Here is a 20,944-nt window from a genome sequence, read left to right as displayed (position 1 = left end):
CTTTTAGGATCGTTTAAAAGCCCTTGGGTGATGAGACATGTATGTTTTCCTTAAAGAATCTTTTGATACATGCGTGTACACCTGAGTTGATGATAAATTCGAATGACCGAGAAGTTCTTGAACACTTCTCAAATCTGCCCCCTCATTTAAGAGGTGTGTGGCAAAGGTGTGCCTTAACATGTGAGGATGGATATGTAGTGTGCCTGACGCCTTTTTCATTAATTCAGTGAGAATGAATCGAACGCCTCTGTCTGTAAGAGGCGCCCCGCGCTGATTCAAAAACACATATGCATCAGCACGATCATTCCCCTTAGCTTTCAGTTTCTGCCTTCCATCCTCTAAATAAGTGATGAGCGCTTCATGAGCATATGAACCGAAAGGAACATACCGCTGCTTGCTGCCTTTCCCATGAACAAGCACTGTATCCAACGATAAATCAAGATCAGATTCTTTTAATGAACATAACTCACTGACCCTCATACCTGTTGCATAAAGAAGTTCTAAAATCGCTTGGTTTCTTTGCCCAAGCGGTGTGCTGACATCAGAAACTGTAAAAAGCTCTTTCAGTTCCTCTTCATACAAAAATGAAGGAATTCGCTTATCCTGCTTTGGTAAGCTAACGAGTAAAAAAGGATTTTCTTTCACAAGCTGTTCTCTTAATAGAAATTTATAAAAGCTGCGAAGCGCAGAGACTTTCTTACTAATCGTTCTTCTTGTCAGGCCTTTTTCATAAGCTTCTGTTAAATAAATTCTCGTATCTTGATAGGATACCTCTTCAAAACCGTCTATTCCTTGAATGTTCATAAATCTGACAAACTCTTCAATCGCTTCTGTATATCCTGAGATTGTTAAAGCAGAATAGTTTTTTTCAATTTGCAGATATTCAATGAATAAGTGGACAAGACGCTGTTTATTCGTCATTTTTACACCTCTTTAAGGCTTTTAAATGGTATCACATATCTTGCTTTCCGTGCAATGTTTTACTACAGAGATTTCGAAATAGTTTGAATAGTTTCGATTGCGCGCTTAGCGTACTCTGCATAACGCTCTTGTTTGTTTTTAATCCGAACACCAAGATCTTTCAGCAAGCCAAAGTTCGCATTCATCGGCTGGAAGCTTTTCTTGTTTGTCGATGTGATGTAATAAGCCATGCTGCCGATCGCCGTTTCCTCCGGAAGTGTCACAAGCTCTTCTCCTTTGACAAAACGAGCGGCGTTAATTCCAGCCACTAGTCCGGAAGCTGCGGACTCGACATAGCCTTCAACGCCTGTCATTTGTCCGGCAAAGAATAGATCCTCTCTATTTTTAAACTGATACGTTGGTTTTAAAAGACTTGGTGAGTTAATAAATGTATTGCGGTGCATTACGCCGTATCGAACGATTTCTGCTTCTTCAAGACCTGGAATCAAGCGGAATACTTCCTTTTGGTCGCCCCACTTCAGATGTGTCTGGAAGCCGACGATGTTATATAAAGTACCTGCTGCATCATCTTGTCTTAATTGAACAACAGCGTAAGGTCTTTTTCCTGTTTTCGGATCTTCAAGTCCTACTGGCTTCATCGGACCAAACAGCATCGTTTTCTTTCCTCTTTTCGCCATGACTTCAATTGGCATACAGCCTTCAAAGAAGATTTCTTTTTCGAACTCTTTTAATGGCACAGTTTCAGCAGAAATGAGCGCCTCATAAAAACGATCAAATTCCTCTTCTGTCATTGGACAGTTTAAATAAGCGGCTTCTCCTTTGTCATAACGTGATTTCAAGTACACCTTATCCATATCAATGCTATCTTTCTCTAGAATAGGTGCCGCTGCATCGTAGAAGTACAGATACTCTTCACCAGTTAAAGATTTTAATTCTTTTGAAAGTGCTTCAGATGTAAGCGGGCCCGTTGCAATAATTGTCGGACCTTCAGGAATGCTTTGCACTTCTTCTTGAAAAACCGTCACATTCGGATGATTTTTCACGCGATCGGTAACGTTTGCTGCAAATTCATGACGATCTACTGCAAGCGCTCCGCCAGCAGGGACTGAGCTTTCGTCTGCTGCTGCGATAATCGCTGAATCTAAATGACGCATTTCTTCCTTTAATACACCGACCGCATTCGTCAAAGCGTTGGCACGCAGTGAATTACTGCATACAAGCTCTGCAAATTTATCTGTGTGGTGAGCTGGCGTTTGTTTGACAGGTCTCATTTCATACAAGTTGACTTTAATTCCGCGTTTGGCAATTTGCCATGCCGCTTCACTTCCGGCTAAACCTGCTCCGATCACATTTACAAATTGACTCATTGTACAACTCTCCTATTTCGTAAGTTCTGTTTGATGACATAAAAAAGCAGGTGAACAAGGCTGTTCACCGCTATTTTTGTTGTTCCTCTTTATAATCACAGTTCACACATTGAACTTGAATGCCTTTTTTCAGTTTTTTCTCTACAAGCATATTTTCGCATTTTGGACACTTTCTTTCAATCGGTTTGTCCCAAGAGACGAATTCACACTCTGGAAAACGATCACAGCCATAAAAAATGCGGCGCTTCTTAGATTTTCGTTCAACAATGTTTCCTTCATGACATGTCGGGCATTTCACACCGATGTCTTTCACAATTGGTTTTGTGTTACGGCAGTCAGGAAAGTTAGAGCAAGCCATGAACTTACCGTATCGACCCATTTTGTACACCATCGGATGTCCACACTCTTCACAGTCAACTCCGGCGTATTCAGGCTCAATCTCAACTTCTTGCATCTCTGCTTCTGCTTTTTCTACCCGTTTTGCAAAGTCTTGATAGAAGCTGTCGATAATGCGAACCCATTCGATCGTACCTTCTTCAACGCTATCAAGTTCTTTTTCCATTTTCGCTGTGAATTCCACGTTAATGATTTCAGGGAAGAATTCAATGATTAAGTTAAGAACAATTTCCCCAAGCTCTGTTGGGATAAACCGTTTATTATCAAGTGCGACATAGCCGCGCTTTTGAATCGTATCTAATGTTGGTGCATACGTAGACGGACGGCCTATACCCAGCTCTTCAAGTGTTTTGACAAGTCTTGCCTCAGTGTAGCGCGGAGGCGGCTGCGTGAAGTGCTGTTCAGGTTCGATATCTTTTGAAAGAACCGTATCACCTTCTTTAAGATCAGGCAGCATTTTGTCCTTTTCTTCTAGCTGGTCGTCCTTCCCTTCTACATATACCTTCATGAATCCAGGGAATTTCACTTTGCTCCCGTTAGCACGGAATGTAAGCCCGTTATTGTCAAGGTCTACACTCATTGTATCAAGAACAGCCGGCGCCATTTGGCTTGCCACGAATCGTTCCCAAATCAATTTATACAGACGAAGCTGATCTCGGCTTAAGACATGTTTGACATCTGCTGGTTTTCTTAGCGTAGAAGTCGGCCTGATGGCTTCGTGAGCATCTTGTGCATTTTCGTTCTTTTTAGCGGTTCGTTTTGTTGTATTTAAGAAATTCTTACCGTACGTCTGATCAATGAAAGCAGATACTTCTTCAATCGCCGTATTGGAAATACGTGTTGAGTCCGTTCTCATATATGTAATGAGTCCGACTGTACCTTCTTTACCAAGATCTATTCCTTCATATAATTGCTGTGCAATCATCATCGTCTTTTTCGCACGGAAGTTTAATTTTCTTGCAGCCTCCTGCTGTAAAGTAGATGTTGTAAACGGAACAGCTGGGTTGCGTTTACGCTCTTTTTTCGTCACTTTCTCTACAGAGAATTTGCTCCCTTTTAGTTTCGAAAGGATTTCTTTTACATCTTCTTTTGTTTTCAGTGGATGCTTTTTGCCATTGACGCCAAAGAAGCTCGCTTCGAAGCTTTCTTTTCCTTTTAGGAATGTACCGTCAATTGTCCAGTATTCTTCTGGTTTAAATTCATTAATTTCATTCTCGCGATCAATAATAAGGCGGAGTGCAACTGATTGAACACGACCGGCACTTAAGCCCTTTTTCACTTTCTTCCATAAAATCGGACTGATTTTATACCCGACGAGACGATCTAAGATCCGTCTTGCCTGCTGTGCATCAACTAAATCCATGTTGATCATACGTGGATGCTTAAAGGAATCTTTAATGGCATCTTTTGTAATCTCATTAAAGACAACGCGGCAGTCAGAAGAGAGGTCAAGGTCAAGGCTATGCGCTAAATGCCAAGCAATCGCTTCTCCCTCTCTATCGGGGTCAGCTGCGAGATAGACTTTCTTTGCTTTTTTCGCAGCTGTTTTTAATTCTTTTAAAACGGGGCCTTTCCCGCGAATCGTAATATATCTCGGTTCGAAGTCATGCTCAGTGTCAACACCAAGCTGACTTTTCGGTAAATCTCTTATGTGCCCCATTGAAGCCTTTACTTTATACTTTTTACCTAAATAACGCTCAATCGTTTTCGCCTTGGCTGGCGACTCAACGATGACTAAATAATCAGCCATACTCAAAATCCCCCTTAAGAGGTGTTCTCTCTTTATACATTTCACAATTCATATTTATGTTAATTGCACTTATCTAACAGGCAATCATTAAAAATTCTTTATGATGAACATCATTATAAACACGAAAAACAAAGTGTAAACTTAAATCCTCACTATTATTAAATATTCCTATGTCTTTTGTCAAACGATATTTTTATGAGAGTTCAGTATATTGAACGCTGTGGAAGGAGAATTCCTCTAAAATATCCTTCGTTGAATGAACAAGCTTTGCTCCCTGCTGTATAAGTCTGGCTGGTCCTGTGGAATTAGGATCAAAGATAGATCCTGCAACCGCAAATACCTCTTTACCTTGCTCAAGTGCTTGATACGCGGTAATGAGCGAACCGCTCTTTTCTTTGCACTGAATCACGATGGTTCCACTTGTCAGCGCACTAATTAAACGATTCCTCATTGGGAAATGCCACTTTTCTGGTTTCACATAAGGCGGATGCTCGGATAAAAGCAAATGATGCTCTCCCATGTATTGAGCCATTTGCACATGTTCCTTTGGGTATAAGTGCTGAAATCCGCCTGCTATAATACCGATGGTTTTCCCTTTATTCCGAATGCACTCTTTATGTGCAAGTCCATCAATTCCTTTTGCTAAGCCACTGACAATCGTCCAATCTTCCTTTACAAGCTCACCAACAATTTTCTTCACACATGCTTCTCCATAAGACGATGGAACTCGTGTGCCTACTACACCTAAACTTTTTTCTTCATTTAAATATGATATGTTTCCTTTTAGGAATAACACAGGGGGAGGATCATAAATATGTTTTAGTGTGCTGGGATATAAGGGTGATGTGATGGGTATCATGTGAATGTTTTGCTTTAAATAGGCTTGAACGATGTGTTGAAAAATGGGGAATTCATTTTCTTCGGCTTGTTTTAAGCGGGTAAAGTCGATCGTTTGTAATGATCGATCCTGTTTGAAATGTTGTGTTTCTTCATTTATATATAGCTCAGGATCGACTTTCCACCATTTTGTTAACAAAGAGGGTGAGATGAGGCCTTTTAAGCGGTGAAAAATCATTCTTTCGGACACGTTGTACATACCATTCCTCCAGTTTAAGATAGAAAGAAGAAGACTTGTCAAAGAACAAGTCTTCTTGTGTCATTAATGCGTTTTACAAGCTTCGAAGAGATTTTTCTCTTTTAACACTTTAATTAAAGTTTCTCCCATGACAGATGGTGTCTCTGCCACTTCAATTCCACATTCACGCATTGTTTTTACTTTTTCATCAGCTGTTCCTTTACCACCAGAAATAATGGCACCAGCATGTCCCATGCGTTTTCCTGGAGGCGCCGTTTTACCGCCAATAAAGCCAACGACTGGCTTTGTCATATTTGCTTTTACCCATTCAGCTGCTTCTTCTTCAGCCGTACCGCCGATTTCACCGATCATAATCACAGCATGTGTATCAGGGTCTTCATTGAATGCTTTTAATACATCAATAAAGTTCGTCCCATTGACAGGGTCTCCGCCGATTCCTACAGCTGTCGATTGACCAACGCCAGCTTCTGAAAGCTGATGTACCGCTTCATATGTAAGCGTTCCAGAACGAGAAACAACACCCACATGACCTTTTTTATGAATGTAGCCAGGCATGATCCCAATCTTACATTCTTCAGGTGTAATGACACCTGGGCAGTTAGGGCCAACAAGTCTTGTCTTTTTCCCTTCCATATACCGTTTCACTTTGACCATGTCAAGCACTGGAATATGTTCTGTGATACAAATGACTAGATCGACTTCTGCATCAACAGCCTCTAAAATGGCATCTGCTGCAAATGGTGCTGGTACATAGATAACAGAAGCATTTGCTCCAGTTGTTTGAACAGCTTCAGATACTGTATTAAATACAGGAACTCCTTCTACTTCAGTTCCACCTTTTCCAGGTGTGACACCGCCAACAATATTTGTTCCGTACTCAATCATTTGTTTTGTATGGAACAATGCGGTTGAACCGGTAATCCCCTGAACAATTACTCTCGTATTTTTATTAATAAATACACTCATTTAGGTTCCCTGCCTTTCTGCTCTACTTGACTAAAGATACAATCTTTTCTGCCCCGTCAGCCATAGACTCAGCAGAAGTGATATTTAAGCCTGAATCACTCAGGATTTTCTTCCCTAATTCAACGTTTGTTCCTTCAAGACGTACAACGAGTGGTAATGTTAAGCCGACTTGTTTCGTCGCTTCAACGACACCTTCTGCAATGACATCACATTTCATGATACCGCCAAAAATGTTCACGAAAATCCCTTTTACATTTTGATCAGATAAGATGATTTTAAATGCTTCCGTTACTTTTTCAGCTGTTGCACCGCCCCCAACATCCAGGAAGTTTGCAGGGTCCCCGCCGTAATGCTTGATGATATCCATTGTAGACATCGCAAGACCTGCACCATTGACCATACAGCCAATATTTCCATCTAGAGAAATGTAGCTTAGATCATATTTAGATGCTTCAATTTCTTTTGGATCCTCTTCATCAAGGTCACGGTATTCTAATATATCTTTTTGTCTATATAAAGCATTGCTATCAAAGTTTAATTTCGCATCAAGTGCCATGACTTTTCCATCGCCTGTTACAACAAGTGGATTAATCTCAGCAATTGAACAATCTTTTTCAATAAACGCATTGTAAAGACTTGTCATAAACTTAACAGCTTGGCCAACTAATTTTGTTGGAATATTAATTTTAAACGCTACTTCTCTTGCCTGATAGCCTTGCAAGCCAATCGCTGGGTCGATGACCACTTTGACGATTTTCTCTGGCGTTTTTTCTGCTACTTCTTCAATTTCAGTACCGCCTTCTTCAGAAGCCATCAATACAATTCTTGATGTCGCTCTGTCCAAAACAAGTCCAACGTAGTACTCCTTTTGAATATCGCAGCCTTCTTCAATAAGTAAGCGTTTTATTTCGCGCCCTTCAGGCCCAGTTTGATGTGTGACAAGTGTTTTACCGAGCAATTCCTCTGCAAACCCTTTCACTTCATCTTTTGTTTTTGCAATTTTTACCCCGCCTGCTTTACCACGGCCGCCTGCATGAATCTGTGCTTTTACGACATATACAGAGCTTTCTAGCTCTTCTGATGCTTTCACTGCTTCATCAGGTGTAAATGCTACTTTACCATTTGGAACTGAAACCCCATATTTTCTTAGGATTTCTTTTCCTTGGTACTCATGGATATTCATTTCCCATCCTCCCAACATATGTAGAAACAAAAATTATAAAATAGACTGCGCTTTCATTTTAAAGAATAAAAAAGAGAATGTCTAGGGTTCTATGTAAAATCGTAAAATCCTTCTAAACATTCAAACTTTTATTTTATTAAAAATATAAATTTTTCAGCCAAATCACTTATTTTTCCTTATTTTTTCATTTTTTGATCTAACCTATAGATAAACGAAAATATTTCTGCTACAGTATCGTATAACGCTTCAGGGATCTCCTCATCAAGTGTTAAATGGCGCATGAGTTCGACTAAATTACGGTCTTCTTGGATAGGAACTCCCGACTTTTTTGCTTCTTCAATAATATGGTCTGCCACATAGCCGCTCCCTGTTGCGACGACTTTTGGCGCCTTTTGTTTTTCTTCATCATAATGTAGAGCGACCGCCCTTCTAAGCGGTTTTGAATCCTTCATACTCGTAAGTCCAGCCCTTTCTCGCTGATTTTATGAAAGTGTTCATCTAGAAAGTGAGACGGATCTACTGGCTCTTGTCTCTTCTTTGCTGTAATTCCCGTTAGACTGTATCCTAAGGCATTTAAATTCTCCCGAACAGCTGGAATCATCGGATTAATGGTTCCTTGAAGTTCATGACCGGTTTCAACTGTAATTGACATGACCTTTTGCTGAATCGTACAGTCGATTAATGTCTCTTCGAGGTTTTCCATGTTTAAGTAAAACATGAGACGGCACTGAGAAATATCAATAGAGCCATCTTTTTTCTTATGTCCTTTTAGAATAAAGGTTAAATCTTGAACACTATGTTTTGAAAAGAGCGGATAAGAGACCATCATTTGGCTGATGGTTTGGTTCTCCTGCTGCACAAATAACTGGCCGTTCAATCTATGAAACAATTGATCGACTTCTTTTTTTACGGGCTCTGGTAAATCAGCCTGCCTCACATCATTTAAGACGAGCTTTAATTGGTGAAGCTCCTGACTTTTTACATCCTGGCTGCCTTTTTCGAGTAGTTTCAGCATACCGATTTCATCTCGTACACCTATTGCCTTTTTCATCGTCATGAGTAAATCGAGCACATCGGTTTTATTGCTTAATGCGGGTTCCGTCTGCTGCACCACCTGAGCCAATGCTTTCGCCTCTGTTTTTGACAGGAACGGAAATTCTTTTTGAAGCACGGATGCTTTTGCGTCAGGCTGAGATCCTGCCTGCTGAAGCCCTTGCAGCAATGACGTGAGCTGTTTTAAGCTAGGCTCTTGCTGCCCGTCTGCACCTTGCTTCGTCAAACTTGCCATTATCCGCTCAATTTGCTGAAGCGGGATTTGCAGCTCTTTTGGACTTGTTGACTGCTGCACGTTAGTTTGAAGAACTTGGGTCGTCTGACGCTCTTGAGCGATTGGAGTTTGGCTATTTTCTTTTGGCTGAGACAGATTGGGCTGAGGCGTTACAGGTAGACTGCCTCCTTGCTTCGCCGCCCCTTCTCTCGCTGCTAGAAGGACCGATAAGAGCTTTTCTGCATGGACGGTCGTCTCAGCATCTATGACTGATCGAATGGCTTGTGTAAGGGCCTGTGTGGCGTCTGAGTGCTTCGGGAGCTGTGTTAATCGTTCTAGCAGCGCTGTCATATCCTGATGAAGAGCAGAGGATGATTTCACGGCTAAAATTGATTGAAGCACTCCTTCCTGGATCGGCAAGTCTTTTTTTAAAGCAAATAGGAGTGCCTGAAGACTTTTTTTCACATCAGCTCCTTGAAGCTGTTCGATCCACTTCACTGCCGTTTTTAACTCTGCTTCGTTGATAACGGATTTTTCTTTTAAAAAAGCTGTGGCTGTTAGGATGTTTTCAAGTCCGTTTTTAAGTGAGAGACCTTCTAATAGTTTGGCAGCTGCATCCTTTAATGTCTTAGGGTCTTGATCAAATTGCTGTACTGGCCTTAGTTTATTGAGGCTGCCTCCACCCTCTTGTTCAAATTGGAACCAATAAAATGCGTCTGCTTTGAGCTGAGCCGCTAGCTGTGCTTTTATTTTTGTTGAGCCTATTTGAACAAGGGCTGTATCATCTCCAAGCATTTTCAGTACTTTACCGAGAATCAGCCGATGCACATTTTCCTTTCCTTCGGTGTTTAATGTAACAGATTCTGCCGCACTTAACCGGCTATTCAGTGCTGTATGTATGTCCTCAACTCTTGTCATCACAGGCAGCCTCCTTAGGTCAAAAATTTATGATATAACGGATTTCACTGGCGCAAACGATAATCGATGGATTGGGGCAGCTCCATGTGTTTGAATGGCAGCCAGATGCTCTTTTGTTCCGTACCCTTTATGTTTTTCAAATTGATACTCAGGGTACTTACGCCCGTATTCTTCCATCATCTGATCCCTTGTCACTTTTGCAATACATGCACCAGCTGCGATGGACGCACTTTTTGCATCTCCTTTGATGATATTCTCTTGGTGAATAGGAAGCGGGAGCGTCATGGCATCTATGAGTAGATAATCAGGTGTATGAGTTAACTGCTCCACCGCTCTCACCATCGCCAGTCTTGATGCCTCGTAAATATTGATTTCATCAATCGTAGCCGCATCAACAATGCCGATTCCGATATCAAGTGCTTCTTTTTGGATCAGGTCATAATACGCCAATCTTTTTTTCTCAGATAATTGCTTTGAGTCGTTTAAACCGAGCAGGACTGTGTCTTCCTTTAATATGACAGCTGCTGCGACAACGGGGCCTGCCAGCGGTCCTCTTCCTGCTTCATCTATTCCAGCAATACATGTGTATCCCTGCGCCTTAGCTTTGTTTTCAAATTGCAGCATTTCATTCCATGCTGCACGAAGTTGCTGCTGCTTTTCTCTCTCTTTGTGCCACTTCTCTATCAGTTTTTGGACACTTTTTCTCGTATCATCTTTTACAAGCTCACGAATGTATGACTCGTCTTGCGAATGCTTTTCTATCAGTTCTTTTATTTGTTTCACCGTGTACATCAGCTTTTCGTCAGCCTCCTTCTTTATATCGGCAGTTTTCCGCAAAAAATAAAGACCCGCATGAGCTGCGTGTCTTTTAGCTTTCAGGCTTCTCAAAAGTGAGGGGACCAAATTTTTCTGTTCGAATATCCCGAATAATGATTTCGGTGGTTTTGTCGTAATTAATAAATCCACCGCTCATGAGACAGCCGCGCTTTGTACCTATTGCATCAAACAGCTCAACCGTATCTTCAGGGATCTCCGCCAGGTCATAGCGTTTTTTTAATCGCTCTGGATAGTTCTCTTCTAGAAAGCGAAGTCCATACACAGCGACATCCTGTAAGTTGATGATAGAATCTTTGATCGCTCCAGTCACCGCTAGCCTGAGTCCTACTTGCTCATCTTCAAACTTAGGCCAGAGGATTCCAGGTGTATCAAGCAGTTCAAGTTCTTTACCTACCTTCACCCATTGCTGTGAGGTGGTAATACCAGGCCGGTCTCCTGTTTTGGCAATGTTCTTTTTCGCTAAACGATTGATTAAGGTCGATTTCCCGACGTTGGGAATTCCGATAATCAGCGCCCGGATTGCACGCGGTTTGACACCTTTTGCTTTCATGCGGTCGAATTTTTCTTTTAAGATTTCTTTTGAAGTTGTGATGATCTGATTTAACCCTTGTCCATCGACAGAGTTAATAGCAAGTGACCGAACACCTTGCTGCTCAAAGTGCGCCTGCCACTCCTTTGTCACACGAGGATCCGCTTTATCTGCTTTGTTTAATAGCATGATTTTGGGTTTGTTCTGAAGGATTTCTTCGATCATTGGGTTTCTAGAGGACATCGGAATTCTAGCATCGGTTAATTCAAATACGATGTCGATGAGCTTTAATTTTTCTGTGACTTCACGTCTTGCTTTTGCCATATGGCCTGGAAACCATTGAATCGTCATATGTGCACCTTCTCTTCTATCGATTATCTCTATACATTGTACAAAAAAAGAGCCTGTTACAGGTAACAAGCTCTTTCTTTTGATATCATTATCGTCTGATTTCTTTGATACGAGCCGCTTTACCGCGAAGTTCACGTAGGTAGTAAAGTTTCGCACGACGTACCTTACCGTGACGTACAACTTCGATGTTAGCGATTTTTGGTGTGTGTACAGGGAATGTACGCTCAACGCCTACACCGTAAGAAATCTTACGAACTGTGAAAGTTTCGCTGATTCCACCACCACGACGCTTAATTACAACACCTTCAAAGATCTGGATACGCTCACGAGTACCCTCGACAACTTTAACGTGTACACGTAAAGTGTCACCAGGACGGAACGCAGGAAGATCAGTGCGTAATTGTTCTTTTGTGATTTCTTCAATCAAATGTTGCATCGTTTTCAACTCCTTCCAACAGATGCTCATGTCCTCTTTCTTCATTGCAGCGGAACATCGTTTTCAAACTTGAATCGGCAAGCCGTCCAAGTCACAAGTAGTATCATACCATACCTATATGCAGTGTGCAATACAATCTAGTCATTATGAAGCTGCCAAAGCCATCTTTTTTCTTCTTCTGTTAACGTTTTGCAAGAATCGATCAAATCTGGCCGTCTTGTATAAGTTCGCTTCAAAGATTCTTTGCGCCGCCACTCTTCTATTTTGGCATGATTTCCAGAAAGGAGCACATCCGGCACTTTTAGTCCTTTATAATCGGCTGGTCTTGTATAGTGAGGATGCTCTAGCAGACCTGTACTAAATGAATCTTCAATGTGAGACGCTTCTTTTCCAAGCACATGAGGCAAAAGCCTGACCACACTGTCTGCAATCATCATCGCTGGCAGCTCTCCGCCTGTGAGAACGAAATCTCCGATTGAGATTTCATCTGTGACAAGATGCTCCCTGATGCGCTCATCGTAGCCTTCATAATGGCCACAAATGAACATAAGGTGTTCTTCTTTTGCAAGTTCCTCTGCCTTCTTTTGCGTATATCTTTCTCCTTGAGGACAGACAAGAATAATTCGGGGCTTCTTGCTTGCTTTGTTCGTCAAATCTTCTACCGCATCGAATACGGGCTGTGCTTTCAGTACCATACCAGCACCGCCGCCATACGGATAGTCATCTACTGTTTTATGCTTATGATCCGAATACTCTCTAAAATTGACAACATTGAATGAGACAGCTTCTTTCTCCTGTGCCTTTTTTAAGATCGATGAGTGGAGCACACCTTCGAACATTTCAGGAAAAAGTGTTAAGAAGTCGATTTTCATTCGTCAATGAGTCCTTCCATCACTTCAATGTGTATGGTTTTGGATGAGATATCGATCTTTTTGACGACAGATGGGATATAAGGAATCAAGGCATCTTTTTTACCTTTTCTTCCGACAACCCAGACATCATTTGCCCCTGGTGTTAAAATCTCTTTGATTTGACCGACAAGCTGATCATCTTCATCGTATACTTCACAGCCAATGATTTGGTGGAAATAAAACTCTCCTTCATCTAAAGAGCCGAGATGTTCTTTTTCTACTTTTAAGATTGATTCTTTCAATAGCTCTGCTTCATTTAATGAGCTAATTTCTTCAAATGTGAGCAAATCAAACTGTTTGTGCTGCCTATGTGATGCGACAGTGACTTTCAGCGGCTCCCCTTGACCTTGCTTAAAAATATAGAGGACGCTTCCTTTTTTGTAACGCTCTTCTGGGAAATCTGTCTTTGACACGACGCGTACTTCTCCGCGAACTCCGTGTGTATTAACAATCTTTCCAACATTTAACCATTCTTGTTCCATGTTCTCAATCACCCCTGACGTATTTCCACAATGGTGCCGTCTTTCACGACGATGACATTATCTTGCATCTTGTCATCCCATTTATCACCTATTTTCACTTCAACCAGCGCATCCACTTCTGTCTCTTTCATTTCACTCCCAAGCGGCAAAATATGCAGCTGCTCTACTTGAAAGTCAATTTGCTGGATCTTCTCCTGCCGTTTATCGATGGCTTTTTGAAATTGAGGGATGGCTTCTTGCTGATGTGGTTCTTTTTCATGTTTTTTCAGTTGAAAATATAGTTGATTGCACTCACGTTCTAGTCTTTCTTTTTTCTCCAAAAAAGTCGTTAACAGTTTGTCCTTACTGCTTTCAGTTAATACTTGCATGACGGTGACATGTTGAATGATCTGCATCTTCCTTTTTGTCCCCCTATCCGAAGGCATTTGTCCTCTACAGTATAACGAAAAATAGATTTAAACGTGTAAAAAAAGGGGAGGTCCTAAGCCCTCTCCCTTTTTAGTCAGCAATCTCAAGTTGAACTTTCTTAGAAGACTCTGCACTTGCTGCAAACATGACTGTTCGTATCGCTTTTGCTGTACGCCCCTGCTTTCCGATGACCTTTCCGGTATCTTCAGCATTGACAGACAGTGTGTAAATCACTTGCTCATCTTTTTCTAATGAAGATACATGAATATCTTCAGGGAAATCAACAAGTGGCTCGACGATGGACACAATCAATTCTTCCAAGGACAGCTCATTCATTATTTGCTGTTTTTCGCATTATGAAATTTTTCAAGAATTCCTTGGCTTGAGAAAAGGTTACGAACTGTATCAGATGGTTTCGCACCATTTTGAAGCCATTTAAGAGCTAATTCTTCGTTGATTTTCACCTCAGCTGGTGATAACACTGGATTGTATGTTCCAACTGTTTCGATGAAACGACCGTCACGTGGTGAACGAGAATCTGCTACTACAATACGATAGAAAGGAGATCTTTTTGATCCCATACGTTTTAAACGAATTTTTACTGCCATTTTACTAGCACCTCCGAAAATATTTCAACAAGATAGTATATTAACAATGATAAAAGGGTTTGTAAAGTGTTTTTTCTTAACAACGGTTTTATCATGTATAACCAATTACATAAATGGTAATTTAAAGCCTTTTTTCTTCCCTTTGGACATGTTGGTCATTTGCTTCATCATCTTTTTCATTTCGTCAAATTGCTTTAAAAGGCGATTGACTTCCTGTACAGATGTTCCGCTTCCTTTTGCAATCCGTTTTCTTCGGCTTGCATTGATGACCTCTGGCTGTTCTTTTTCCTCGGTCGTCATTGATTTAATGATCGCTTCGATGTGATTGAGCTGCTTTTCGTCTACTTGGACGTTTTTGAGCCCTTTCATTTTACCGGCTCCCGGCATCATTTGGATCAAATCATCAAGTGGACCCATATTACGAACTTGCCCAAGCTGCTCGAGGAAATCATCGAGCGTAAAGCTCATGGTCCGCATTTTTTGTTCAAGCTCTTTCGCTTTATCTTGGTCAACGTTTGCCTGTGCTTTTTCAATAAGTGTAAGCACATCTCCCATGCCAAGAATTCTTGATGCCATCCGCTCCGGGTGGAATGGTTCAATCGCATCCAGCTTTTCTCCTAGTGCGGCGAATTTAATCGGCGTATTGGTGACAGCTCGAATGGAAAGTGCTGCCCCGCCTCGTGTATCCCCGTCTAGTTTCGTTAGAACGACACCTGTTAAACCAAGCTGTTCATTAAAGCTTTTTGCTACATTGACAGCATCTTGACCTGTCATAGAGTCAACAACAAGGAAAATTTCTTCTGGACTCGCTACTTCTTTTACTTTCTGAAGTTCATCCATCAATTCTTCATCGATATGAAGGCGTCCTGCTGTATCTAAAATGACATAATCGTGGTGTTCTTCTTTCGCTTTTTCGATTGCCTGTTTGGCAATGTCGACAGGGCTGACTTGATCACCTAATGAAAACACAGGCATATCAAGCTGTTTCCCCAGCGTTTGAAGCTGCTGGATCGCTGCTGGTCTGTAAATATCTGCAGCCACCATCATCGGCTTGCGATTATGTTTTTTGCGAAGTAAATTGGCAAGCTTCCCAGTTGTGGTTGTTTTACCTGCCCCTTGAAGACCAACCATCATAATGACTGTCGGAGATTTTTTCGCTACAGCGATTTTACTCTCTTCCCCACCCATTAATTCAGTGAGTTCTTCTTTTACAACTTTAATGACCTGTTGTCCAGGGGTAAGGCTTTTCATCACCTCTTGTCCAACTGCCCGCTCGCTTACTTTTTTCACAAAGTCTTTGACTACTTTAAAATTGACGTCAGCTTCAAGAAGGGCAAGGCGTACCTCGCGCATCATTTCTTTTACATCTTGCTCTGACACTTTTCCTTTGCCGCGGATTTTTGAAATCGTCTGCTGCAGTCGGTCGGCTAATCCTTCAAATGCCATACTGTGCCGCCTCCTAATCTAATTTCTCAAGCGATTCAATTAAAGCTTCTGCTTCTTCCGTCTGAGCGGAATCTGCTACGAGCTCTCTCATTTTTTTGAGAAGTTCTTTACGCTCTTTAAATTTCTTAAACAAGAGCAGCTTTTCTTCATATTGTTCAAGCATCGCTTCAGTCCGTTTAATATTATCATAAACAGCCTGTCTTGATACTTCATATTCATCCGCAATTTCACCGAGGGAAAAATCGTCTAGGTAGTAAAGCGACATGTAGCTCTTTTGCTTTGCGGTTAACAACGATTGATAGAAGTCAAACAAGTAGTTCATTCTCGTTGTTTTTTCAAGCGTCATGGGCTCTCTCCCCTTTGTTAAGTTCATTCCCTTTACATCAACTAAGTTTACACGGTTCTCTACTGTGTGTCAAGTTTTTATCTTGTCACTCCATAAAGCGGCGTATAAATAAAAATGCCAGCAGTTTTGCCGGCATTTTTGTTAGTCCTCTTGATCAATCACGTCTGAGAATAATCCATACACATACGATTCTGCATCGAATTCTTGCAGATCGTCTACCTTTTCACCTAAACCGACAAGCTTCACGGGGATGTTCAGCTCATTTCGAATTGCAAGGACAATCCCGCCTTTTGCAGTCCCGTCAAGCTTTGTTAAAGCAATTCCTGTCACATTCGTCGCTTTAGAAAATTCCTTCGCTTGTGCCATCGCATTTTGACCGGTTGTTGCATCAAGAGCGAGCAGTACTTCATGCGGTGCATCTGGAACCTCGCGTTCAATGACTCTCTTGACCTTCTCTAGCTCTTTCATCAAGTTCACTTTGTTTTGCAGTCTTCCTGCTGTATCACAGATAAGGACATCCGCATTTTTCGCTTTTGCTGATTGAACGGCATCATAGATCACCGCTGCAGGGTCAGAGCCAGCCGTCTGTTTGACAACAGGGACACCTGAACGCTCTCCCCATACTTCAAGCTGCTCAATCGCACCGGCACGGAACGTATCACCTGCTGCTAAAATGACGGATTTCCCTTCATTTTTCAGCTTATTCGCAAGTTTGCCGATAGTCGTTGTTTTCCCAACGCCATTGACACCTACAAATAAAATGATATTTAATCGGCCGTCTTCGATGTTCAGCGCAGAGATTTGTTCCTCTCCGCTATTGTAGATTTCAACCAGTTTTTCAGAGATGACCGATTGTACTTCACTTGGGTCTTGAATGTTTCTTAATTTCACTTCTTTTTTCAGCTCATCAATCAGTTCCATCACCGTTGTGAAACCGACATCTGCTCCGATCAGAACTTCTTCTAATTCTTCAAAAAAGTCTTCATCGACTTTACGGTAGCGTGAAATTAGTTCGTTTACTCTTCCTTGAAAGGAGTTTCTCGTTTTTTCAAGTCCATCTTTAAACTTTTCTGATACTGAATCGGTTTGCTGCGTAAATTTTTCTTTTAATTTCTTAAAAAAGCTCATTTGGTTCAAAAACCTCCTTTAATTACTGGACAAGCTCTTTCGTTTCTTCTAGTTTGACGGATACAAGCTTAGAAACACCTGACTCCTGCATAGTAACGCCGTAGAGCACATCTGCTTCTTCCATTGTTCCTTTACGGTGCGTAATGACAATGAACTGTGTTTCCTGGCTGTATTTCTTTAAATATTGCGCAAAGCGGAAAACATTTGCTTCATCAAGCGCCGCTTCGACCTCATCTAACACGCAGAATGGAACAGGTCTGACTTTTAAAATAGAGAATAGTAAAGCAATCGCTGTTAATGCTCTCTCTCCGCCTGAAAGCAGGCTTAAGTTTTGCAGTTTTTTCCCTGGCGGCTGCGCGACAATATCAACGCCAGAGTTTAGTAAATCGTTTGGATCTGTCAGCTTAAGATCTGCTCTTCCGCCGCCAAATAACGCTTGGAAAACTGATTCAAAATGCCCGCGAATTTGCGAGAATGTTTCAGAGAAGCGCTTTGTCATCTCTTGATCCATTTCTTCGATCACTTGGAATAATGTATTTTTCGCTTCTGTCAGATCGTTTCGCTGTTCTGTTAAGAAGAGATAGCGTTCATTTACTCGTTCATACTCATCAATGCTGCCTAAGTTCACTGTTCCTAGCTCTTCAATGGCTAATTTGATCAGCTTCACTCGTTTTCTTGCTTCATCTGGTGATAACGTCAGATGATACATCTCTTTTGCCCCTTCAAACGAAAGGGCATACTCTTCGTTCAAATAAGCGATGAGGTTGTCGAGCTCAACTTCCATACGGCCAAGCTTAATCTCTTCATCTTTTAAGCTTGTGGTGAGCTGCTTGTAAAGGCGCTTTTGCTCTTTCAGTTCACGTTCAGCAAATTCTAACGTTTCAGAAAGAGCCAGGCGCTGTTTACGACGCTCTGAAATAAGTGCGGTTGTTTTGTTTTTATTTTCCAGTTTCTCTTTCGCCGCTTCTTCCAGCTGTTCTGCTCCGCTTGAGCTAGACGTCATTTCACTTGTTAAGAGTGACAGGTCTTCTTTTGTTTCCATCAGCGTTTGTTCAGCCTCTTCTAATTCGGCCATTAAGCTCGAAAGCTTTTCTTGTTCATTCGCTAAGGACTGCTCTTTTTTGGCCAGCGAGATTTTCAGCTCTGTTAATTCGGCAGAAATGGTTTCTTTCGTTGAGCTTTGAGTCTGCTTACGCTTTGTTAATGTATTGATCTCTTGATCAAGCGTGGTCAGTTTCTCCCCTATTGAAACTTCAAGGGCTGCCTGCGTTTTGTCCTTATCTGTAAGTTCAGTAGAACGCTGCTGCAATTCTTCTTTTTCTTGATCATAGAGTTCAAGGTGAGCATTAATATTTTTTTCGGCTACTTGCAGTTCGTATAGCTTCCCTTTGAGCTCTTGCTGCTTTTCTCGAAGGGTTTCTCCGCGTTGACGCAGTTCGTTTAATTGGCTTTCGTTTGCTGCAATCAATTGCTTCGTTTCTTTTGTTTCTTTTTCAAGGATCGTTGTTTTTTCTTCCATTTCAACGAGCTGCTTTGTTAATGTTTCGATCTCCCGGTTTCTTGAAAGAAGGGAGTTGTTCTTTTTCTTTACACCGCCACCGGTCATTGAACCGCCGGGGTTCACGACATCTCCATCAAGGGTCACGATGCGATAACGATGACCAAGCATTTTTGCCAGTTCATTGGCGCCTTTTAAGTCTCTAACGATAAGTACCGTTCCAAGCAAGTTCTGTATGACTTTTTGATACTTTTCATCAAAGGAAACAAGGTGACTTGCTACACCGATAAATGCAGCATGCTGCTCAGCTGTTTGGACGTCCCTATGCTGAATGGTTCGTTCTTTGATCACATTCATTGGCAGGAAGGTCGCACGTCCAAAGGAGTGCTGCTTTAAGTATGCAATTGCTTGTCTCGCAGCTGCTTCATTTTCTGTGACTACGTGCTGCGTTGCTGCGCCTAGCGCGATTTCAATCGCTGTCTCATGCTGCTGATCTGTTTGAATCAGCTCTGCAATGGCACCGTGAATACCGCCTAAACGCTCTTTTGCCTTTAAGACCTCTTTCACTCCTTGGAAAAAGCCTGAAAAGTCTTCCTGCATGGATTCTAGCATCTCTTTTTTTGATCTTGCCTGCTGCACATATTGATAGGCTTGGTAAAGAGCCGTTTCTTTTTTCTCGTATTGACGTTTCATTTGCTCAAGCTTTTGTTCCGCTTCCCTAAAGCGCTTGACCTGACCCAGTATGTCTTCTTCTAGTGCGGAAAGCTGCTGCTCAGCTTCTATTTTCTTTTCTTTGACAGACACACGTTCTTCGATGTGTTTTTGGTTGTTTTGCGTGAGCCGCTCCAGCTGCATGGCCGCTTGGCGCTGCTGTTCTTCTAGTAATTTACGTTCATTGCGGATGGTAGCCTGTTCATTAAGCAGATCAAAATAATCGCTTTTCAGCTGTTCAATTTGACCTTCCACATCTTCACTATGGAGCGACAGTTGATGCTGCTTTGTTTTCACTTCATCTTTTAGCTGCTGCACTTCTTTTTGAAGGCTGTCCCGCGTGATTTTCTGCTGCTGAATCTTTTCGGTTAACTGCGTCTGCTTTTCAGTTAAGCGAATGAGCGTTTCTTCTAGCTGTCCTTGGTTTGCAGCTGCATTTTTTTTCCGTTCTTTTAATACTTCTTTTTTTCCTTCAAGCTTTTCTAATTCCTCACTTGTGAAAAGAAGAACTTCTTGCAGGTCATTAATTGATTCGTCAAGCGCTTGAATGCGGTCTCTTGACTCTTCAATTTTGGCTTCTTTTGCTTGAATATCTGTGGACTGCTTCATTTCATCTTGTTTGAAGCGCTCGACAGCTTCACCAAGTGTTGTCCATTTTTCATGAAGTGCTTCGATGTCATGGACAGTTAAGGCAATTTCGACATTTTCAAGCTCTTCTTTTTTTTGCAAATAGTCCTTTGCAATAGATGCCTGCATTCTTAATGGTTCTACTTGATCTTCTAGTTCATGCAGAATATCTTCTACTCGGTTTAAGTTGTCCTGCGTTTCAAACAGTTTATTCTCGGCTTTTTTCTTTCTTGTTTTATATTTCAAAACACCAGCCGCTTCTTCAAAGATGCTTCTTCTCTCTTCTGCCTTGCTTGATAGAATTTCCTCTACCTTTCCTTGGCTGATGATCGAAAAAGCTTCTTTTCCAAGACCTGAATCCATGAAAAGATCAATAATATCCTTCAAGCGGACAGATTGATTGTTTATGAGAAATTCACTTTCTCCTGAACGATAGACTCTTCTTGTCACACTGACTTCGTGAAAATCGATCGGTAAAAAGTGATCTTCGTTATCTAATGTTAAAGTCACCTCTGCTAGATTGACTCTTTTTCTTGAGTCGCTTCCTGCAAAAATGATGTCTTCCATTTTTCCTCCGCGGAGGCTTTTCGCTGATTGTTCTCCAAGTACCCAGCGGATGGCATCGGTAATATTACTTTTGCCGCTTCCGTTTGGTCCAACAACAGCTGTGACCCCTTTGACAAAGTCCACGGTCACTCGCTGTGCAAAAGATTTGAATCCTATCACGTCTAAACGTTTGAGGAACATGAGAGTGATCCTCCT

General features: G+C 41.6%; 20 protein-coding genes. All 20 read right to left on the bottom strand.

The genetic code is table 11. The annotated features are described in order from the left end of the window. Window positions 1-3: 3 nt before the first annotated feature. The 20 genes from xerC to smc all read right to left on the bottom strand — a co-directional run bounded on the left by xerC (window position 4) and on the right by smc (window position 20,929). Window positions 4-921 (bottom strand): tyrosine recombinase XerC, encoded by a 918-nt coding sequence (xerC, locus tag C6Y07_RS01210; RefSeq protein ID WP_060596252.1) that lies wholly within the window; start codon window positions 919-921, stop codon window positions 4-6. 62 nt (window positions 922-983) lie between these two features. Then, window positions 984-2,288 (bottom strand): FADH(2)-oxidizing methylenetetrahydrofolate--tRNA-(uracil(54)-C(5))-methyltransferase TrmFO, encoded by a 1,305-nt coding sequence (gene trmFO, locus C6Y07_RS01205; RefSeq protein ID WP_034662383.1) that lies wholly within the window; start codon window positions 2,286-2,288, stop codon window positions 984-986. 70 nt (window positions 2,289-2,358) lie between these two features. Then, window positions 2,359-4,434, bottom strand: a complete 2,076-nt coding sequence (gene topA / locus C6Y07_RS01200; RefSeq protein WP_060596250.1) for a type I DNA topoisomerase — start codon at window positions 4,432-4,434, stop codon at window positions 2,359-2,361. A 193-nt stretch (window positions 4,435-4,627) separates the two neighbouring features. Next, complete coding sequence (dprA, locus tag C6Y07_RS01195; protein ID WP_106061506.1) at window positions 4,628-5,530, bottom strand: DNA-processing protein DprA; 903 nt, start codon at window positions 5,528-5,530, stop codon at window positions 4,628-4,630. Between the two features lie 63 nt (window positions 5,531-5,593). Further along, window positions 5,594-6,496, bottom strand: coding sequence for a succinate--CoA ligase subunit alpha (gene sucD, locus C6Y07_RS01190; protein ID WP_003212080.1), 903 nt, complete (start codon window positions 6,494-6,496; stop codon window positions 5,594-5,596). A gap of 22 nt (window positions 6,497-6,518) precedes the next feature. Beyond that, window positions 6,519-7,679 (bottom strand): ADP-forming succinate--CoA ligase subunit beta, encoded by a 1,161-nt coding sequence (sucC, locus tag C6Y07_RS01185; protein ID WP_012009945.1) that lies wholly within the window; start codon window positions 7,677-7,679, stop codon window positions 6,519-6,521. A 176-nt stretch (window positions 7,680-7,855) separates the two neighbouring features. Continuing rightward, a complete protein-coding gene (locus C6Y07_RS01180) occupies window positions 7,856-8,131 on the bottom strand; it encodes a FlhB-like flagellar biosynthesis protein (protein ID WP_003211418.1) in 276 nt (91 codons plus the stop codon). Continuing rightward, window positions 8,128-9,864, bottom strand: coding sequence for a hypothetical protein (locus C6Y07_RS01175; protein ID WP_060596248.1), 1,737 nt, complete (start codon window positions 9,862-9,864; stop codon window positions 8,128-8,130). Before C6Y07_RS01175 ends, C6Y07_RS01180 begins: the two co-directional genes overlap by 4 nt. A gap of 27 nt (window positions 9,865-9,891) precedes the next feature. Beyond that, window positions 9,892-10,656, bottom strand: coding sequence for a ribonuclease HII (locus tag C6Y07_RS01170; protein ID WP_060596246.1), 765 nt, complete (start codon window positions 10,654-10,656; stop codon window positions 9,892-9,894). Window positions 10,657-10,732: 76 nt separating this feature from the next. Continuing rightward, window positions 10,733-11,581 carry a ribosome biogenesis GTPase YlqF gene (gene ylqF / locus C6Y07_RS01165; RefSeq protein ID WP_060596244.1) on the bottom strand — a complete coding sequence of 283 codons (849 nt, stop codon included), beginning with the start codon at window positions 11,579-11,581 and terminating at the stop codon, window positions 10,733-10,735. An 88-nt stretch (window positions 11,582-11,669) separates the two neighbouring features. Further along, window positions 11,670-12,017, bottom strand: coding sequence for a 50S ribosomal protein L19 (gene rplS / locus C6Y07_RS01160; RefSeq protein ID WP_003212364.1), 348 nt, complete (start codon window positions 12,015-12,017; stop codon window positions 11,670-11,672). A 137-nt stretch (window positions 12,018-12,154) separates the two neighbouring features. After that, window positions 12,155-12,889, bottom strand: a complete 735-nt coding sequence (gene trmD / locus C6Y07_RS01155; protein ID WP_012009939.1) for a tRNA (guanosine(37)-N1)-methyltransferase TrmD — start codon at window positions 12,887-12,889, stop codon at window positions 12,155-12,157. After that, a complete protein-coding gene (rimM, locus tag C6Y07_RS01150) occupies window positions 12,886-13,410 on the bottom strand; it encodes a ribosome maturation factor RimM (protein ID WP_060596242.1) in 525 nt (174 codons plus the stop codon). Before rimM ends, trmD begins: the two co-directional genes overlap by 4 nt. A gap of 8 nt (window positions 13,411-13,418) precedes the next feature. Continuing rightward, the gene (locus C6Y07_RS01145; RefSeq protein WP_050945054.1) at window positions 13,419-13,805 is read right to left on the bottom strand and encodes a YlqD family protein; all 387 of its coding nucleotides are present in this window, start codon (window positions 13,803-13,805) and stop codon (window positions 13,419-13,421) included. A 103-nt stretch (window positions 13,806-13,908) separates the two neighbouring features. Then, window positions 13,909-14,154 carry a KH domain-containing protein gene (locus tag C6Y07_RS01140; RefSeq protein WP_012009937.1) on the bottom strand — a complete coding sequence of 82 codons (246 nt, stop codon included), beginning with the start codon at window positions 14,152-14,154 and terminating at the stop codon, window positions 13,909-13,911. Then, the gene (gene rpsP / locus C6Y07_RS01135) at window positions 14,154-14,426 is read right to left on the bottom strand and encodes a 30S ribosomal protein S16 (protein ID WP_003212139.1); all 273 of its coding nucleotides are present in this window, start codon (window positions 14,424-14,426) and stop codon (window positions 14,154-14,156) included. Before rpsP ends, C6Y07_RS01140 begins: the two co-directional genes overlap by 1 nt. A 105-nt stretch (window positions 14,427-14,531) precedes the next feature. Continuing rightward, the gene (gene ffh, locus C6Y07_RS01130) at window positions 14,532-15,872 is read right to left on the bottom strand and encodes a signal recognition particle protein (RefSeq protein WP_060596240.1); all 1,341 of its coding nucleotides are present in this window, start codon (window positions 15,870-15,872) and stop codon (window positions 14,532-14,534) included. Between the two features lie 13 nt (window positions 15,873-15,885). Further along, window positions 15,886-16,218: a putative DNA-binding protein gene (locus C6Y07_RS01125; RefSeq protein WP_012009935.1), complete on the bottom strand. Its 333-nt coding sequence runs from the start codon at window positions 16,216-16,218 to the stop codon at window positions 15,886-15,888. A gap of 141 nt (window positions 16,219-16,359) precedes the next feature. Next, on the bottom strand, window positions 16,360-17,346 hold the full coding sequence (gene ftsY / locus C6Y07_RS01120; RefSeq protein WP_034662411.1) for a signal recognition particle-docking protein FtsY: 987 nt from the start codon (window positions 17,344-17,346) through the stop codon (window positions 16,360-16,362). Between the two features lie 22 nt (window positions 17,347-17,368). Beyond that, complete coding sequence (gene smc / locus C6Y07_RS01115; RefSeq protein WP_060596237.1) at window positions 17,369-20,929, bottom strand: chromosome segregation protein SMC; 3,561 nt, start codon at window positions 20,927-20,929, stop codon at window positions 17,369-17,371. Window positions 20,930-20,944 lie beyond the last annotated feature (15 nt).

It is taken from the genome of Bacillus sp. LNXM12-1 (assembly GCF_003004375.1).
Classification (GTDB): domain Bacteria; phylum Bacillota; class Bacilli; order Bacillales; family Bacillaceae; genus Bacillus.
Note: the sequence above shows the minus strand (reverse complement) of the source record. Positions and strands in the feature narration are given on the sequence as shown.

Coding starts and splice junctions, on each gene's coding strand:
- trmD (WP_012009939.1), bottom strand. CDS start 12,889: ATGAAAATCGACTTCTTAACACTTTTTCCTGAAATGTTCGAAGGTGTG.
- smc (WP_060596237.1), bottom strand. CDS start 20,929: ATGTTCCTCAAACGTTTAGACGTGATAGGATTCAAATCTTTTGCACAG.
- C6Y07_RS01145 (WP_050945054.1), bottom strand. CDS start 13,805: ATGCAGATCATTCAACATGTCACCGTCATGCAAGTATTAACTGAAAGC.
- C6Y07_RS01140 (WP_012009937.1), bottom strand. CDS start 14,154: ATGAATGAGCTGTCCTTGGAAGAATTGATTGTGTCCATCGTCGAGCCA.
- sucC (WP_012009945.1), bottom strand. CDS start 7,679: ATGAATATCCATGAGTACCAAGGAAAAGAAATCCTAAGAAAATATGGG.
- xerC (WP_060596252.1), bottom strand. CDS start 921: ATGACGAATAAACAGCGTCTTGTCCACTTATTCATTGAATATCTGCAA.
- dprA (WP_106061506.1), bottom strand. CDS start 5,530: ATGTACAACGTGTCCGAAAGAATGATTTTTCACCGCTTAAAAGGCCTC.
- rplS (WP_003212364.1), bottom strand. CDS start 12,017: ATGCAACATTTGATTGAAGAAATCACAAAAGAACAATTACGCACTGAT.
- ffh (WP_060596240.1), bottom strand. CDS start 15,872: ATGGCATTTGAAGGATTAGCCGACCGACTGCAGCAGACGATTTCAAAA.
- topA (WP_060596250.1), bottom strand. CDS start 4,434: ATGGCTGATTATTTAGTCATCGTTGAGTCGCCAGCCAAGGCGAAAACG.
- rpsP (WP_003212139.1), bottom strand. CDS start 14,426: ATGGCAGTAAAAATTCGTTTAAAACGTATGGGATCAAAAAGATCTCCT.
- C6Y07_RS01175 (WP_060596248.1), bottom strand. CDS start 9,864: ATGACAAGAGTTGAGGACATACATACAGCACTGAATAGCCGGTTAAGT.
- C6Y07_RS01125 (WP_012009935.1), bottom strand. CDS start 16,218: ATGACGCTTGAAAAAACAACGAGAATGAACTACTTGTTTGACTTCTAT.
- sucD (WP_003212080.1), bottom strand. CDS start 6,496: ATGAGTGTATTTATTAATAAAAATACGAGAGTAATTGTTCAGGGGATT.
- ftsY (WP_034662411.1), bottom strand. CDS start 17,346: ATGAGCTTTTTTAAGAAATTAAAAGAAAAATTTACGCAGCAAACCGAT.
- ylqF (WP_060596244.1), bottom strand. CDS start 11,581: ATGACGATTCAATGGTTTCCAGGCCATATGGCAAAAGCAAGACGTGAA.
- C6Y07_RS01170 (WP_060596246.1), bottom strand. CDS start 10,656: ATGTACACGGTGAAACAAATAAAAGAACTGATAGAAAAGCATTCGCAA.
- rimM (WP_060596242.1), bottom strand. CDS start 13,410: ATGGAACAAGAATGGTTAAATGTTGGAAAGATTGTTAATACACACGGA.
- C6Y07_RS01180 (WP_003211418.1), bottom strand. CDS start 8,131: ATGAAGGATTCAAAACCGCTTAGAAGGGCGGTCGCTCTACATTATGAT.
- trmFO (WP_034662383.1), bottom strand. CDS start 2,288: ATGAGTCAATTTGTAAATGTGATCGGAGCAGGTTTAGCCGGAAGTGAA.